The organism is Chelativorans alearensis, assembly GCF_010993735.1.
Classification (GTDB): domain Bacteria; phylum Pseudomonadota; class Alphaproteobacteria; order Rhizobiales; family Rhizobiaceae; genus Chelativorans; species Chelativorans alearense.
Genome location: NZ_WQNI01000020.1, coordinates 63,368 through 79,050 on the forward strand (window position 1 = coordinate 63,368; position 15,683 = coordinate 79,050).

13 protein-coding genes are annotated in these 15,683 nt (G+C 66.9%); 8 read left to right on the plus strand and 5 right to left on the minus strand.

All coding sequences use genetic code 11. The features are described 5' to 3' along the window. Positions 1–6 precede the first annotated feature (6 nt). Positions 7–243 (minus strand): Lrp/AsnC ligand binding domain-containing protein, encoded by a 237-nt coding sequence (locus tag GPJ75_RS24455; protein ID WP_159592632.1) that lies wholly within the window; start codon positions 241–243, stop codon positions 7–9. A gap of 140 nt (positions 244–383) precedes the next feature. Here GPJ75_RS24455 and GPJ75_RS24460 point away from each other — a divergent pair, with 140 nt between their 5' ends. The 3 genes from GPJ75_RS24460 to polA all read left to right on the plus strand — a co-directional run bounded on the left by GPJ75_RS24460 (position 384) and on the right by polA (position 5,655). Beyond that, positions 384–812, plus strand: a complete 429-nt coding sequence (locus tag GPJ75_RS24460; RefSeq protein WP_163272312.1) for a Fur family transcriptional regulator — start codon at positions 384–386, stop codon at positions 810–812. A 64-nt stretch (positions 813–876) separates the two neighbouring features. Then, the gene (gene gndA / locus GPJ75_RS24465) at positions 877–2,292 is read left to right on the plus strand and encodes an NADP-dependent phosphogluconate dehydrogenase (protein ID WP_163272314.1); all 1,416 of its coding nucleotides are present in this window, start codon (positions 877–879) and stop codon (positions 2,290–2,292) included. A 429-nt stretch (positions 2,293–2,721) separates the two neighbouring features. Beyond that, complete coding sequence (gene polA / locus GPJ75_RS24470) at positions 2,722–5,655, plus strand: DNA polymerase I (RefSeq protein WP_163272316.1); 2,934 nt, start codon at positions 2,722–2,724, stop codon at positions 5,653–5,655. Positions 5,656–5,691: 36 nt separating this feature from the next. Here the strand turns inward: polA and GPJ75_RS24475 are convergent, their stop codons facing one another. The 4 genes from GPJ75_RS24475 to GPJ75_RS24490 form a co-directional block, all read right to left on the minus strand. Then, positions 5,692–6,249 (minus strand): thioredoxin family protein, encoded by a 558-nt coding sequence (locus GPJ75_RS24475; protein WP_163272318.1) that lies wholly within the window; start codon positions 6,247–6,249, stop codon positions 5,692–5,694. 52 nt (positions 6,250–6,301) lie between these two features. After that, a complete protein-coding gene (gene rpe, locus GPJ75_RS24480) occupies positions 6,302–6,973 on the minus strand; it encodes a ribulose-phosphate 3-epimerase (RefSeq protein ID WP_159592647.1) in 672 nt (223 codons plus the stop codon). A gap of 88 nt (positions 6,974–7,061) precedes the next feature. Continuing rightward, entirely contained in the window at positions 7,062–7,760 is a 699-nt protein-coding gene (locus GPJ75_RS24485; RefSeq protein ID WP_163272320.1) for a histidine utilization transcriptional repressor HutC, read from the minus strand. Then, positions 7,757–9,121, minus strand: a complete 1,365-nt coding sequence (locus tag GPJ75_RS24490; RefSeq protein ID WP_163272322.1) for a formimidoylglutamate deiminase — start codon at positions 9,119–9,121, stop codon at positions 7,757–7,759. The genes GPJ75_RS24485 and GPJ75_RS24490 overlap by 4 nt, the downstream gene beginning before the upstream one ends. Positions 9,122–9,203: 82 nt before the next feature. Here GPJ75_RS24490 and hutI point away from each other — a divergent pair, with 82 nt between their 5' ends. The 5 genes from hutI (at position 9,204) to phnC (ending at position 15,670) form a co-directional block, all read left to right on the plus strand. Then, complete coding sequence (gene hutI / locus GPJ75_RS24495; protein WP_163272324.1) at positions 9,204–10,412, plus strand: imidazolonepropionase; 1,209 nt, start codon at positions 9,204–9,206, stop codon at positions 10,410–10,412. A gap of 274 nt (positions 10,413–10,686) precedes the next feature. Then, on the plus strand, positions 10,687–12,228 hold the full coding sequence (gene hutH / locus GPJ75_RS24500) for a histidine ammonia-lyase (RefSeq protein ID WP_163272326.1): 1,542 nt from the start codon (positions 10,687–10,689) through the stop codon (positions 12,226–12,228). Next, positions 12,225–13,037, plus strand: a complete 813-nt coding sequence (gene hutG / locus GPJ75_RS24505) for an N-formylglutamate deformylase (protein ID WP_163272328.1) — start codon at positions 12,225–12,227, stop codon at positions 13,035–13,037. The genes hutH and hutG overlap by 4 nt, the downstream gene beginning before the upstream one ends. Beyond that, positions 13,034–14,707 (plus strand): urocanate hydratase, encoded by a 1,674-nt coding sequence (gene hutU / locus GPJ75_RS24510; RefSeq protein ID WP_163272330.1) that lies wholly within the window; start codon positions 13,034–13,036, stop codon positions 14,705–14,707. Before hutG ends, hutU begins: the two co-directional genes overlap by 4 nt. A 132-nt stretch (positions 14,708–14,839) precedes the next feature. Next, positions 14,840–15,670 (plus strand): phosphonate ABC transporter ATP-binding protein, encoded by an 831-nt coding sequence (phnC, locus tag GPJ75_RS24515; RefSeq protein WP_163272332.1) that lies wholly within the window; start codon positions 14,840–14,842, stop codon positions 15,668–15,670. Positions 15,671–15,683 lie beyond the last annotated feature (13 nt).

Below are 15,683 nucleotides of genomic sequence, written 5' to 3' on the forward strand. Positions count from 1 at the left end.
TCGGCCTCAGAAGGCCTTGAAGGTCAGCGTGGTGAGCGAGCGGACGATGCCGGGCGTATCGGCGATGTTCTCGTTGATGAATTTGCCGATGTCCACGCCGTCCTCGATATAGACCTTGAGCAGGAGGTCGTACTCGCCGCTGGTGGAATAGAGCTCGGAGGCGATTTCGCGCCTGTAGAGCTCGTCGGCCACCGCGTAAGTCTTGCCTGGCTCGCAACGCAACTGAACGAAGACGGGTCTCATGATGTCCTTCCGACGGGCTTGGCTCCTCGAGTGAAGCGAAAGTCGGCCTATCCCGCGGCTCTGTCAACCGGTCCAATCCGCTGTTGGCACGGCACGGTGCGGCCTTTGCAACGTGCACTTTCTGAAGCATAGTCCCGGCCATGGCCGAAGCAGTGCAAAACAAGGATTACGAGGAAAGGCTGCGCCGCGCCGGGGTGCGAATCACCCGGCCGCGGCAGGTTATCCTGCGCATCCTCTCGGAGACGGAGGATCACCCGGACGCGATGGAGATCTTCAATCGCGCCGCGCAGGTCGACCCCAGCATCTCGCTGTCGACCGTCTACCGCACGATGAAGCTTCTGGAGGAGATGGGGGCGATCCACCGCCATGCCTTCGAGGGCGGGCGCTCGCGCTTCGAGCAGGCGGGCGGCGGCCATCACGACCACCTCATCGACATCGACACCGGCGACGTGATCGAATTCCATTCCCGCAAGATCGAGGCGCTGCAGGACGAGATCGCCCGCTCGCTCGGCTACGAGATCGTGCACCACAGGCTGGAGCTCTACGGCAGGAAGCGGCGCCGGCGGTGATGAATTTCAAGAGATAAGCCAACCAGGAAAAGCGCCCGTCTGGCGCTAGGGACGGACATAGTCAATGAGTAAAGCAGATATCGGCCTGATCGGCCTTGGAGTGATGGGCGCGAATCTGGCGCTCAACATCGCGGAGAAGGGCTTCAAGGTCGCCGTCTTCAATCGCACGACATCGCGTACCCACGCCTTCGTCGAGGAGGCTGGGCCGCTGGCGGAAAATATCGTCCCCTGCGAGACGCTCGAAGCGCTGGCCGACGCAATCGCCCTGCCGCGGCCGATCATCCTCATGGTTCAGGCGGGCGAGGCCGTGGACCAGCAGATCGACGCGCTGAAGCCCCTGCTTGCCCGTAACGACATCATCATCGATGCCGGCAATGCCAATTTCCGCGACACGCGGCGGCGCATGGCGGCGTTGGCGGAGGGCGGGCCGCAATTCGTCGGCATGGGTGTCTCCGGCGGCGAGGAGGGCGCGCGCCACGGGCCGTCGATCATGGTGGGCGGCGAGGAGCAGTCCTACCGGCGCATCGAGCCCATCCTTCAGGCCATTGCCGCCCGCTACGAGGACGAGGCTTGCCAAGCCTGGCTCGGCACGGATGGAGCGGGACATTTCGTCAAGACCATCCACAACGGCATCGAATATGCCGATATGCAGATGATCGCCGAGATTTACGGCATCCTGCGCGACGGGCACGGTCTGTCGGCGGGCGAGATCGCGCCGATCTTCGCCAAATGGAACGAGGGCCGCCTCAACTCCTATCTCATCGAGATCACGGCGGCGGTGCTTGCGGCGGACGATCCGGCGACCGGCCAGCCGATGGTGGACATGATCCTCGACCGCGCCGGCCAGAAGGGCACGGGGCGCTGGTCGGCCATCGAGGCGCAGACGCTGGGGATTCCGGCAACGGCCATCGAGGCGGCGGTCGCCGCGCGCAGCCTTTCGGCCTTGAAAGAGGAGCGCGAGGCGGCGGAAAAGCGCTTCGGCACGCCCGCTCCCGCCGCCGGGCCGGCGAGCGAGGAGGCGCTGGCCATCCTCGAGCAAGCGCTTTTCGCCGGCAAGATCGTCGCCTATGCGCAAGGGTTTTCCGTCATGGCCGCAGCCTCGCGCGAGTTTGGCTGGAACCTGCCGCTCGGCACGGTGGCGCGCATCTGGCGCGCCGGCTGCATCATCCGCTCGCAGTTCCTAGGCGAGATGGCGGCCGCCTTCGACGAGGCGCGGGAGATCGAGAACCTTCTGGTGACGCCTGCCTTCGCGCCGCTGATCGAGGCCGCGCACCCCCATCTGCGACGCGTTGTCGCGCGAAGCGCAGAGGCCGGGCTTCCCGTGCCCGCGCTGTCGGCGGCGCTTGCCCATTTCGACACGTTCCGCCGCGCCCGCGGCACGGCAAACCTCATCCAGGCCCAGCGCGACTTCTTCGGCGCCCATGGCTTCGAGCGGGTGGACAGCGAAGGCAGCCACCACGGAAATTGGCACGGAATGTAGCCGTAGAGCAATTCCAGGAAAAGTGGAAACCGGTTTTCCGTCCGGAATTGCGGTAAGGCAAAGAGTTAGGCCAGGTCATCGATTCTGTGAAACGATGAACTGGTCTAGAGACAAAAGTGCCGCCGTGGCGGAGGGGAAGCCACGGCGGCCTTTTCAGTATTGGGCGGCAGCCCGGAGAGGGGGGTTAGGCTGCCGCTTTTTATGTCCGGTTCAGGCGGGGGACGGGCCTTTCCCGGACTTTTTTCGGCGGAATATTGCCGATACAGGAATATGTTGTGCGCCAAAATGGCTATTCAAGGGCGATAAGGTTACACATTCGTAATATTTCCGTTACCTCATGAGGCTTGGCGTCACCATTTGGCGGCAGGGAGTGTTCCCCGCGTGCCTTTGCCATGGACAGAAGAAACACGCCGCGCTACCCGTTCACCCATGAAAAAAGGCGATCATCTCTTCCTGGTCGACGGTTCGGGCTATATTTTCCGGGCCTATCACGCTCTTCCGCCGCTGACGCGCAAGTCCGACGGGCTGCCGGTCGGCGCCGTCTCGGGCTTCTGCAACATGCTGTGGAAGCTGTTGCGCGATGCCCGCAACACGGATGTTGGGGTCACGCCGACCCATTTCGCCGTCATTTTCGATTATTCCTCCAAAACCTTCCGCAACGAAATCTATCCCGAATACAAGGCCAACCGCTCCGAGCCGCCGGAAGATCTCATTCCGCAATTCGGCCTCATCCGCGAGGCCACCCGCGCCTTCGACCTGCCCTGCATCGAGATGGAGGGTTTTGAGGCGGACGATCTCATCGCCACCTATGCGCGGCTCGCCGTGGAAGCCGGCGGCGATGCCACCATCGTCTCCTCGGACAAGGACCTGATGCAACTCGTGGGGCCGTGCGTTTCCATGTACGACCCCATGAAGGACCGCGAGATCCGCGTTCCGGAAGTGATCGAGAAGTGGGGCGTGCCGCCGGAAAAGATGATCGATCTGCAGGCGTTGGCCGGTGATTCGATCGACAACGTGCCCGGCGTTCCCGGCATCGGGGCGAAGACGGCCGCCCAGCTTCTGGAAGAATATGGCGACCTCGACACGCTGCTTTCCCGCGCCGGCGAGATCAAGCAGAACAAGCGCCGCGAAAACCTCATCGAATTCGCCGAGAAAGCGCGGATTTCACGCGAATTGGTGCGCCTCAGGAACGATGTGCCCGTCGAGGACGGCGTCGATAGGCTGATGCTCAATCCGCCGGACGGGCCGAAGCTGATTGCCTTTTTGAAGGCGATGGAGTTCTCCTCGCTGACACGGCGGGTGGCGGAGGCCACCGGGGCGGACGCCGCCGAGATCGAGCCCGCCGCCCTGGAAGTGGAAGCGGTGGCGACCCACGGGCCGGATCTGACGGTACCCGCCTCCGGCACCGAAGAGCCCGACGCGGAGGGCGAGGTGGCGCCCGACCGGACGGACGGGGCCGATACGCCCGAGAAGCTGGCGAAGAAACTGGCGGAAGCGGCGGCGGCCGAACCCATCGACCACTCCGGCTATGTCTGTATCCGCGACCTGGAAACGCTCAATCATTGGGTGGAGGAAGCGCGCGAGGCGGGGCTTGTCGCCTTCGACACGGAGACCACCTCGCTCGACCCAATGCAGGCGGTGCTGTGCGGGTTTTCGCTCGCCACCGCGCCCGGCCGCGCGGCCTACGTGCCGCTGTCGCACAGAAACGGCGCCGACGACCTTCTGGGCGGCGGGCTCATCGACGGGCAGATCGAGGAGGAAGCGGCGCTTGCCGTCATCCGGCCGCTCTTGCAGGACCCCTCGGTCATAAAGATCGGCCAGAACCTCAAATACGACTGGCTCCTCCTCTTCCGGCTCGGCATCGAGATCGTCCCCTACGACGATACGATGCTCATCTCCTACGTGCTCGAGGCGGGCACCCAGGCGCACGGCATGGACGCGCTGTCGGAGCGCTGGCTCGGCCACACGCCGCTTTCCTACAAGGAGTTGACGGGTTCCGGCCGGGCGCGCGTGACCTTCGATATGGTGGATGTCGAGCGCGCCACCATCTACGCCGCCGAGGACGCCGACGTGACGCTCAGGTTGTGGAAGGTGCTGAAGCCCCAGCTTGCGGCCAAGGGCCTGGTCTCGGTCTACGAGCGGCTGGAGCGGCCGATGATCTCGGTCGTCGGGCGCATGGAGCATCGCGGCATCACCGTCGATCGGCAGATCCTGTCGCGCATGTCCGGCGATTTCGCGCAGACGACGGCGGCGATGGAGGAGGAGATCTACGCGCTCGCAGGCGGCCGCTTCACCATCGGCTCGCCAAAGCAGCTCGGCGAGATCCTGTTCGGGAGAATGGGCCTGCCGGGCGGCGGGAAGACCAAGTCCGGCCAATGGTCGACCTCCGCCCAGGTATTGGAGGAGCTCGCCACGGCCGGCCACGAATTGCCGCGCAAGATCGTCGACTGGCGCCAGGTCACCAAGCTGAAATCCACCTATACGGACGCGCTGCCGGGCTACATCCACCCCGAGACCGGCCGCGTGCACACCTCCTATTCGCTTGCCTCCACCAGCACGGGGCGGCTTTCCTCCTCCGAGCCCAACCTGCAGAACATTCCGGTGCGCACGGCCGAGGGCCGCAAGATCCGCACCGCCTTCGTGGCACCGGAAGGCCGCAAGCTGATCTCGGCCGATTACAGCCAGATCGAGCTCAGGGTGCTCGCCCACGTGGCCGATATCCCGCAGCTGAAACAGGCCTTCGCCGACGGGCTGGACATCCATGCCATGACGGCCTCGGAGATGTTCGGGGTGCCTGTGGAGGGGATGCCCGGCGAGGTGCGCCGGCGCGCCAAGGCCATCAATTTCGGCATCATCTACGGCATCTCGGCCTTCGGGCTTGCCAACCAGCTCGCCATCCCGCGTGAGGAGGCAGGCGCCTATATCAAGCGCTATTTCGAGCGCTTTCCCGGCATCAAGGACTATATGGAGCGCACGAAGGCCTTCTGCCGCGACAAGGGCTATGTGGAGACCGTCTTCGGCCGCCGCGCCCACTATCCCGAAATCCGCTCCTCAAACCCCTCCGTCCGCGCCTTCAACGAGCGCGCGGCCATCAACGCCCCCATCCAGGGCTCGGCCGCCGACATCATCCGCCGCGCCATGATGCGCATGGATGCCGCCCTCGCCGATAACGGGCTGGGCGACGTCCAGATGCTCCTGCAGGTGCACGACGAGCTGATCTTCGAAGCGCCGGAGGAGGCCGTGGAGCGCGCCATCCCCGTCATCCGCACGGTGATGGAAGGCGCCGCTTGGCCCGCCCGCGCACTTTCCGTGCCGCTGAAGGTGGACGCGCGGGCGGCGGACAACTGGGAAGAGGCGCATTGAGATGTGCCGCCTCACCGCGCGGCGCAGGCTCAAGCCTCAGGCCGCGTCCTTCCACTTGATCGAGCAGCCCATCGACGGGATCTGCTCTTTCGGCCCCTTCCCCGTCTCGGCCACCTGGACCATCGCCTCGTAGAGATCGCGCCTCAGGTCTGGCGCTGCCGGCCCGGTGCGTGCGGCGTCGAGCCGGCCGCGGTACTGCAGCTTCAAGTCCTTGTTGAAGCCGAAGAAATCCGGCGTGCAGACCGCGTCATAGGCGCGCGCCACGCTCTGATCCTCATCATAAAGATAGGGGAAGGGAAAGCCGTGCTCGCGCGCGAACACCGCCATCTTGTCGAAGGAATCCTCGGGATATGTCGCGGCGTCGTTCGCGCTGATGGCGACGAAGCCGATGCCCTGCGCCTTAAGGTCCTTGGCATCGCGCACGACGCGGGGAATCGCTGCTTTCACATAGGGGCAGTGGTTGCAGATAAAGACGACCACCAATCCGTTCGGGCCGGCCTCATCGAAGATGCGGTGGGTTTGACCATCGGTCCCCGGCAACGTGGCGTCGACCGCCGACCAGCCGAAATCGCAAACAGGTGGAACAGCTGCCATTGTCTTTTCCTCCGTCTGTCTGTCTGCCGCCACGGCGGGCAAGGGCCGGTCGTCAGCCGCCTGCCGCCTTCCTGATGGCGGCGATGTTTTGCGCGTAGGCGGCCTCCCCGCCCTTGAAGACGGCGGAGCCGGCCACCAGCACGTTGGCGCCGGCCTCGACCACCGCGCCCGCCGTCTCCGCGGAAATGCCGCCGTCCACCTCGATGTCGATCGGCCTGTCGCCGGCCATGGCGCGGACGCGGCGGACCTTTTCAACCACGGACGGGATGAAGGCCTGGCCGCCGAAACCCGGATTAACCGTCATCAGAAGGACGAGATCAACCTCGTCCAGCACATATTCGATCACACTTTCCGGCGTCGACGGGTTGAGCGACACGCCGGCCTTCCTGCCGAGCCCGCGGATGGTCTGCAGCGAGCGGTGGAGATGCGGGCCGGCCTCGGCATGCACGGTGATGACGTCGCAGCCCGCCTCGGCGAAGGCGGCGAGATAGGGATCGGCCGGGGCGATCATCAGATGGCAGTCGAACACCTTTTTCGTGCGGTCCCGGATCGCCTTGACCACCGGCGGGCCGAAGGTGATGTTGGGCACGAAGTGGCCGTCCATGACGTCGAGATGGATCCAGTCCGCCCCGGCAGTGGCCACCGCCTCCACCTCCTCGCCAAGGCGCGAGAAGTCGGAAGAGAGGATCGAAGGGGCGATGGTGAGTGGCCGTCTGGCGGGCATGGGCGTTCCTCTGGTCGGCGGGAAGGCGCGTTACCGATGTAAGGCACAACACCGCTCTAACTTCTGGGCCCAGCCTTGTCGACCCGTCTCATAGTCGTGTGACCATGCGATGCGAGGAGGGGTGCACCATGCGCACCAGCGTGATGGGGCGCTCGCCCAGCCAGGTGATGCGCTCACCCACGAAGACCGGCTCTCCCTCGCGCAGCTGCATCACCGCCGCCTCCTCCGCGCTCGCGGCTGCGGCGCGGAAGGTGAACTCGGCATCGGTGAAGGGAGCGTGCTCCACCAGCCATTCATTGGGGCTGACGCCCGCGAAGTCGGCCTCGCGCGCCGCCGCAACGACATCGGGATTGATCCAGCGATCCTCGAACTGGTAGGGCACGCGGTCTGCCAGATGCAGGCAGCGGACATGGACCAGCGATGCCGTCGCCTCGAGGCCGAGCCGCGCCCGCACGATCTCCGGCGGGGCCGCCTCCCCGCGGCTCAGGAGGCGGTACTGATACTCCGCCCCCCGCGCCTCGATCTCCTGGCGCACCAGGGGGATGACGAAGCGCGCCTCGCGCACGGGATGCAGCGCCACGCGCGTGCCGGCGCGGCGGCGGCGTTCCACCAGCCCGGCACGGGCAAGCTCCTGCAAGGCGCGGTTGACGGTGGCGCGCGCGGCGCCGAACTCGCGCGCCAGCACCTCCTCGCCGGGGATGAGGGCGCCCGGCAGCCACAGCCTTTCGGCGATGCGCCGGGCCATCTCGTCTCGGATGGCGCGGAAGGACGAGCGCGCCCCGGTCAAAGGTCCGCCACCAGCGTCTCGAGCGTGGCGGCATAGCGCCCCGCGATCGCCTCGCGGGCGACATGGCGGCCGGCGCGCACCACATGGCGCCCCGCCGACCAGAGGTCCGTCACCGCGTCGTTGCCGCCGGCGAAGACCCAGCCGTCGAGGACGGCATCGCCATGCCCCACGCCCGCGAACGCGGCGGGATCGAGCGCCACCAGATCCGCCCATTTGCCGGCTTCCAAAGCGCCCGTATCCCGGCCGAGCGCCTGTGCGCCGCCGGCAAGCGCGGCATCATGGAGCGCTCGCCCGCAGGAGCCGCCCGCCTCCGCCAGCACGGCGCGCGCCCGGTGCTTCAGCCGCTGCGAATATTCGAACTGGCGCAGTTCCTCCGCCACCGAGATGCGGACGTTGGAATCGCTGCCGATACCGAGCCGCCCGCCGGCCTGCCGGAAGGCGGGAGCGTTGAAGATGCCATCGCCCAGATTGGCCTCGGTAATGGGGCACAGCCCGGCAACCGCGCCGGAGCGCGCAAGGCGCTCCGTCTCCACCGCGTTCATGTGCGTGGCATGGATAAGGCACCAGCGCTTGTCCACCGTCACCTCACCGAGCAGATACTCGACCGGCCGGGCGCCATGCGCGGCCAGGATCTCCTCGATTTCCGGCTCCTGCTCGGCAATGTGCATGTGGAAGGGCGTATCCGGCCGCAGGGCCATGGCCGCGCGTATGTCCGCAATGCCGGCGCCGCGCAAGGAGTGGGCGGCCGCGCCGAGCACCTGATCGCCGGGAAGCCTCGCCATATGCTCCCCCGCCCGCGCCATGAGGCTCTCAAAGGCCGCCGGATCGTTGCCAAAGCGCAGTTGCCCACCGGCGAGCGGACGGCGGTCCGCCCCGCCATGGCGGTAGAGCACGGGCAGAAGCGTCAGCCCGATGCCCGTTTGCCCCGCCGCAGCGGCAATGCGGCCGGAAAGCTCGGCGATATCGGCATACGGCGCCCCGCCCGCCCGGTGGTGCACATAATGAAACTCGGCGACGGCACAAAAGCCCGCTTCGAGCATTTCCATGAAAGCGAAGGCGGCGATAGCCTCCACATCGTCGGGCGAAAGCCGGTCTAGGAAGCGGTACATGACCTTGCGCCACGTCCAGAAGCTGTCGCGGCCCTCCTGGCCGCGGCGCTCGGCAAGCCCCGCCATGGCGCGTTGGAAGGTGTGGCTGTGCAGGTTGGAAAGCGCCGGCAGGAGCACCGGCACGACGTCGGCCGCGGCCGGCTCGGTGCCCGGCACGACCGAGACGATGCGGCCGTCGCCGCCGATCGTCACGCGCACATCGTCCCGCCAGCCTTGGGGCGTCAGCGCGGTTCGGGCGAAAATCTCTTGCATGCGGCGGCGGTCCGGAGCTAGAAATCAATTTGTATAGACATAACCATATCAAGTCTAGACAAAGCGGCAGGTCTCCTCAACGATGAAGCGCACGGTTTTCACCGAAACAAGGCTCGCCTGCATGGTGCCCGGCGGCGCACCCTACGGGCTCGTGGAGGATGCGGCAATCGCCGTCGAGGATGGCCGCATCGTCTGGGCCGGGCCGCGCGCGGCGCTGCCCGGCGACTGGGCGGGCGCAGAGCGGACGAAGCTCGGCGGGCGCCTGACGACCCCCGCCCTCATCGATTGCCACACCCACCTCATTCACGGCGGCGACCGCGCCCGTGAGTTCGAGATGCGCCTTCAGGGCGCGACCTACGAGGAGATCGCCCGCGCCGGCGGCGGCATCGTCTCCACGGTCGCCGCCACGCGGCACATGGACGAGGAGGCGCTCGCAGCCTCCGCCCTGCCGCGGCTCGACGCGTTGATGGCGGAAGGGGTCGCGACGGTGGAGGTGAAGTCCGGCTACGGCCTGTCCATCGAGGACGAATTGAAGATGCTGCGCGCCGCGCGCCGGCTGGCCGCGATGCGCCGGGTACGAGTGAAGACCAGCTATCTCGCCGCCCACGCCGTACCGCCGGAATATCGGGGCCGCGCCAGCGCCTATATCGAAGAGGTCGTGCTGCCCGGCATGGAGGCCGCGCACGCCGAAGGGCTGGCGGACGCCGTCGACGGCTTTTGCGAAGGCATCGCCTTCTCGCCCGAAGAGATCGCCGGCGTCTTCGACAAGGCACAAGCACTCGGCCTGCCGGTGAAGCTCCACGCCGAGCAGCTCTCCAATCTCGGCGGTGCCAGGCTCGCCACCCGCTACCATGCGCTTTCGGCCGACCATCTGGAATATCTGGACGAAGAGGGTATCGCCGCCATGGCACGGAGCGGCACCGTCGCCGTGCTCCTCCCCGGCGCCTTCTACACCCTGCGCGAAAAGCAGGCGCCCCCCGTCGCCGGCCTGCGCGCGGCCGGCGTACGAATAGCGGTCGCCACCGACTGCAACCCCGGCTCCTCGCCGCTCTCCTCGCTGCTTCTGGCAATGAACATGGCCTCCACCCTTTTCCGCCTCACCCCGGAGGAGGCATTGGCCGGCACCACCCGCGAAGCCGCCCACGCGCTCGGCCTCGGGCAGGAGATCGGCACCATCGAACCGGGAAAACGCGCCGAGATCGCCGTTTGGGACGTCGAGCACCCGGCCGAACTTTCCTATCGCATCGGCTTCAACCCGCTGCATCGGCTCATTCGTGGAGATGGTGCATGACCTCCGAGTCCTTATTCGGCCCCCCACATCTCACCCCTCCCCACAAGGGGGAGAGGAGCGTCGACGCCTCAGAATCCCCCTCCCCCTTGTGGGGAGGGGTAAGGGGTGGGGGTTCCGGAGAAGCCGGCAAAAATAACTTGTACGCGATAACCTCGCTCCGGACAGGAAGGGTTGGCCCCACGTCTCCGTCCACCGAAGCCCGAAGGGCGAAGGTGGAAGCCGGGTCGGTGAGGGGGTCTTCAGCGCCAACCACAGCCAACGGAGCGGCATCGCAATGACGCTCACCCTCACCCCGGGCGCCGTCTCGATCCACGCGCTGGAGCGTATCTGGCGGGAAAAGCTGCCGCTGCGCCTCGCCCCCTCCTGCCATCCGGCCATCGAGGCTTCGGCAAGGCGCATCGCCGAGATCGCCGGCGGTAAGGCCGCCGTCTACGGCGTCAACACCGGCTTCGGCAAGCTCGCCAGCGTGCGCATCCCGACCGAAGACGTGGCGAGGCTCCAGCGCAACCTCATCCTCTCCCACTGCTGCGGCGTCGGCGCTCCTTTGGGCGAGGATGTCGTGCGCCTCGTCATGGCGCTGAAATTGATGTCGCTTGGCCGCGGCGCCTCGGGCGTGCGCATGGAGATCGTCCGGCTCCTGGAGGAGATGCCGGCGCGCGGCGTCATCCCCGTCATCCCCGAAAAAGGCTCTGTCGGCGCCTCCGGCGATCTCGCCCCGCTCGCCCACCTGGCGGCAGCGATGATCGGCGAGGGCGAAGCCTGGTATGACGGTGAAAGATTGCCGGCTAATAAGGCGCTGGAAAAGGCCGGGCTTTCCCCGGTCGTGCTTGCCGCCAAGGAGGGGCTGGCGCTCATCAACGGCACGCAGGTCTCCACCGCGCTGGCGCTTGCAGGCCTCTTCCGCGCCCATCGCGCCGCCCGCTCGGCGCTGATCACCGGCGCGCTGTCGACCGACGCGGCCATGGGCTCCTCCGCCCCCTTCCATCCGGAGATCCACGCCCTGCGCGGGCACGGTGGCCAGATCGACACGGCGGCCGCCCTTTGGAAATTGCTCGACGGTTCGGAAATCCGCGAGAGCCACCGCGAGGGCGACGAGCGCGTGCAGGACCCTTACTGCATCCGCTGCCAACCCCAGGTCGACGGCGCCTGCCTCGACATCCTGCGCCAGGCCGCGCGCACGCTGACCGTTGAGGCCAATGCGGTGACGGACAATCCGCTCGTGCTGTCGGACGGCCAGGTGGTCTCGGGCGGCAACTTCCACGCCGAGCCGGTGGCGCTCGCGGCCGATCAGATCGCGCTCGCCATTTGCGAGATCGGCGCCATCGCCCAGCGCCGCATCGCTCTTCTGGTCGATCCCGCGCTTTCCTTCGGCCTGCCGGCCTTCCTCGCCAGGCAGCCCGGGCTCAACTCCGGCCTGATGATCGCCGAGGTCACCTCGGCCGCCCTGATGTCGGAAAACAAGCAGATGGCGCATCCGGCCTCGGTCGATTCCACCCCCACCTCGGCCAATCAGGAGGACCACGTCTCCATGGCCTGCCACGGCGCGAGGCGGCTTCTGACGATGACGGAAAACCTCTTCGGCATCGTCGGCATCGAGGCGGTGACGGCGGCGCAGGGCATCGACCTGCGCGCCCCGTTGAAGACCAGCGCGGAGCTTCAGAAAGCCCACGCCGCCATCCGCGCCGCCGTGCCGGGCCTCGAAGCAGACCGCTTCATGGCGCCCGACCTCGAAGCGGCCATCGCGCTGGTGCGCTCAGGGGGGCTCAATGCCAGTGTTGCGCCGGGCATATTGCCGGAGTTGAGGAGCGAGCCGTGAAACCCGTCGAAGTCGTGCAGGGAACATCGCCCATCATCCTCGGTCTGCCCCACACGGGCACCAGCGTGCCGGAGGAAATCCAAGCACTGCTGAACGAGGAAGGGCAAAAACTGCGCGACACCGACTGGCACGTCCACGATCTCTATCGGGACCTCCTCCCGAACGTGACCACCGTACGCGCCACCTTCCATCGCTACGTCATAGACGCCAACCGCGACCCTTCCGGCGCGAGCCTCTATCCGGGGCAGAACACCACCGGCCTCGTGCCGCTCACCGATTTCGACAACCAGCCCCTCTGGAGGGAAGGCGCGGAGCCCGATGACGCCGAGATCCAGGCGCGGCTCACCGCCTTTCACCGCCCCTACCACGCGGCGCTCGAAGCCGAGATCGCCCGCGTCAAGGCGCTCCATGGCGTCGCCATCCTCTACGACTGCCACTCGATCCGCTCCCACTGCCCGTTCCTCTTCGACGGCACGCTGCCGGACTTCAACATCGGCACCGACAACGGCGCGACCTGTGCGCTGGAGGTCGAAGCGGAGGTGGCAGAAGTCTGCATCGGCGCGGAGGCTTATTCCAGCGTCCTCAACGGCCGCTTCCGCGGCGGCTGGACGACGCGGCACTACGGACAGCCGCACGAAGGCGTCCACGCCATCCAGATGGAGCTTGCCCAGTCGGCCTACCTCGCAAGCGAGAGCGAGCCCTTCGCCTATGACGAGACGAAAGCCCGCCGCCTGCGCCCGCATCTGCGCGCCATTCTGGAGCGGCTCGAGGCGATTGCGCATTCCCTGAAGGAGGACACCGAGCGATGACCGACCCGCGCCACAACATCCGCCAGGTGAAAGCGCCGCGCGGCCTGGAACTAAACGCCAAAAGCTGGCTCACGGAAGCGCCGCTGCGCATGCTGATGAACAATCTCGACGCCGAGGTGGCGGAAAACCCGAACGAGCTTGTCGTGTACGGCGGCATCGGCCGCGCCGCCCGCACATGGGACGATTTCGACCGCATCGTTTCCACGCTTAAAACCCTCGAGGAGGACGAGACCCTGCTTGTCCAGTCCGGCAAGCCGGTCGGCGTCTTCCGCACCCATATAGACGCCCCGCGCGTGCTGATCGCCAATTCCAACCTCGTGCCGCACTGGGCCAACTGGGACCATTTCAACAAGCTCGACCGCGCCGGCCTGATGATGTACGGCCAGATGACCGCCGGCTCGTGGATCTATATCGGCACCCAAGGAATCGTGCAGGGCACCTACGAGACCTTTGCCGAGGCCGGGCGCCAGCACTATGGCGGCGACCTCAAGGGCAAATGGATCCTCACCGCCGGGCTCGGCGGCATGGGCGGCGCGCAGCCGCTCGCCGCCGTCATGGCCGGCGCCTGTTGCCTCGCCGTCGAGTGCGAGGAGAGCCGCATCGATTTCCGCCTGCGCACCCGCTACCTCGACGAGAAGGCGACCAGCCTCGACGAAGCGCTCGCCATCATCGAGCGCTGGACGAGCGCCGGCGAGGCGAAGTCGGTGGGCCTCCTCGGCAACGCGGCCGAGATCGTGCCCGAACTCGTGCGCCGCGGGGTGAGGCCCGACATCGTCACCGACCAGACATCGGCGCACGATCCCCTCAACGGCTACCTGCCGAAGGGCTGGTCGCTGGCCGAATGGCGCCAGAAGCGCGAGAGCGATCCCAAGGCCGTCGAGAAAGCCGCCCGCGCCTCGATGCGCGAGCACGTCGAGGCTATGGTCGCCTTCTGGAACCAGGGCGTCCCCACCGTCGACTACGGCAACAACATCCGCCAGGTAGCGCAGGACGAGGGCTTCGAGAACGCCTTCGCCTTCCCCGGCTTCGTGCCGGCCTATATCCGGCCGCTCTTCTGCCGTGGCGTCGGCCCTTTCCGGTGGGCCGCCCTTTCCGGCGACCCCGAGGACATCTACCGCACCGACGAGAAAGTGAAGGAACTTTTGCCGGATAACGACCACCTTCACCGCTGGCTCGACATGGCGCGCGACCACATCGCCTTCCAGGGTCTTCCGGCCCGCATCTGCTGGGTGGGTCTCGGCGACCGCCACCGCCTCGGCCTCGCCTTCAACGAGATGGTGGCCAGCGGCGAATTGAAGGCGCCGGTCGTCATCGGCCGCGATCACCTGGACTCCGGTTCCGTCGCCTCGCCCAACCGCGAAACCGAAGCCATGAAGGACGGTTCCGACGCCGTTTCCGACTGGCCGCTGCTCAATGCACTCCTCAACTGCGCCTCCGGCGCCACCTGGGTGTCGCTGCACCATGGCGGCGGCGTCGGCATGGGCTTCTCCCAGCACGCCGGCATGGTGATCTGCGCCGATGGCACGGAGGCCGCGGCCAAGCGCATCGAACGCGTCTTGTGGAACGACCCCGCGACCGGCGTTATGCGCCACGCCGACGCGGGCTACGAAGAGGCGCTCGACTGCGCACGCGAGAAAGGCCTGCGCCTGCCGGCAATCCTCGGAAACTGAACGGGCGCCAGTCCGCCTGGTGGCCCACCTGGTGGATTGTAACGAAACCGACACACAGCCGACATCGCAGCTTCATGCGCGGGCGTTAGGCGATTCCCCAACAAGGACGAAAACGTCCAACGGGGATTTGCCATGCTCGAAATTCGCGGCGTCACGCGCCAGTTCGGCAAGACCGTTGCCGTCGACGGCATCGATGTCGAGATCGGCGAGGGCCAGATGGTCGGCGTCATCGGCCGCTCCGGTGCCGGCAAGTCGACACTTCTGCGCATGATCAACCGGCTCATCGACCCGAGCGAGGGGTCGATCGCCTTCCAGGGTGTCGAGGTTTCGGCGCTCAAGGGCACAGCCCTCAGGCGCTGGCAGCGCGACTGCGCCATGATCTTCCAGCAGTTCAACCTCGTGCCGCGCCTCGACGTTCTGACCAATGTGCTCCTCGGCCGGCTCAACCACCGCCCGACGGCGCTCAACCTGCTCAACCTTTATTCGCGCGAGGAGCGCATCCAGGCGATCGCCGCGCTCGAGCGGCTCGACATCGCCCACACGGCCCTGCAGCAGGCCGGCACGCTTTCCGGCGGCCAGCAGCAGCGGGTGGCCATCGCCCGCGCGCTCATGCAGGAGCCGAAAGTGATCCTGGCCGACGAGCCAATCGCCTCCCTCGACCCGCTCAATGCCAAGGTGGTGATGGATTCCCTTGCCGATATCAACGCCCGCGAGGGCATCACCGTCATCACCAACCTGCACACGCTGGACACCGCCCGCCACTATTCGACGCGCATCATCGGCATGGCCGGGGGCGCCGTCGTCTTCGACGGTGCGCCCGAAGCGCTGACGGCGGAAGCCGTGCAGCGGATCTACGGAGCGGATGGCGGCGAGGCCGTTTCCGAAACCATCACCTCGACCAGCATCCAGACACCGGCCGAGCCGTATCACGGGCGCTTACTCGAGCCCGCCCTCGCCGACTAGCGCGAGGCGTCCC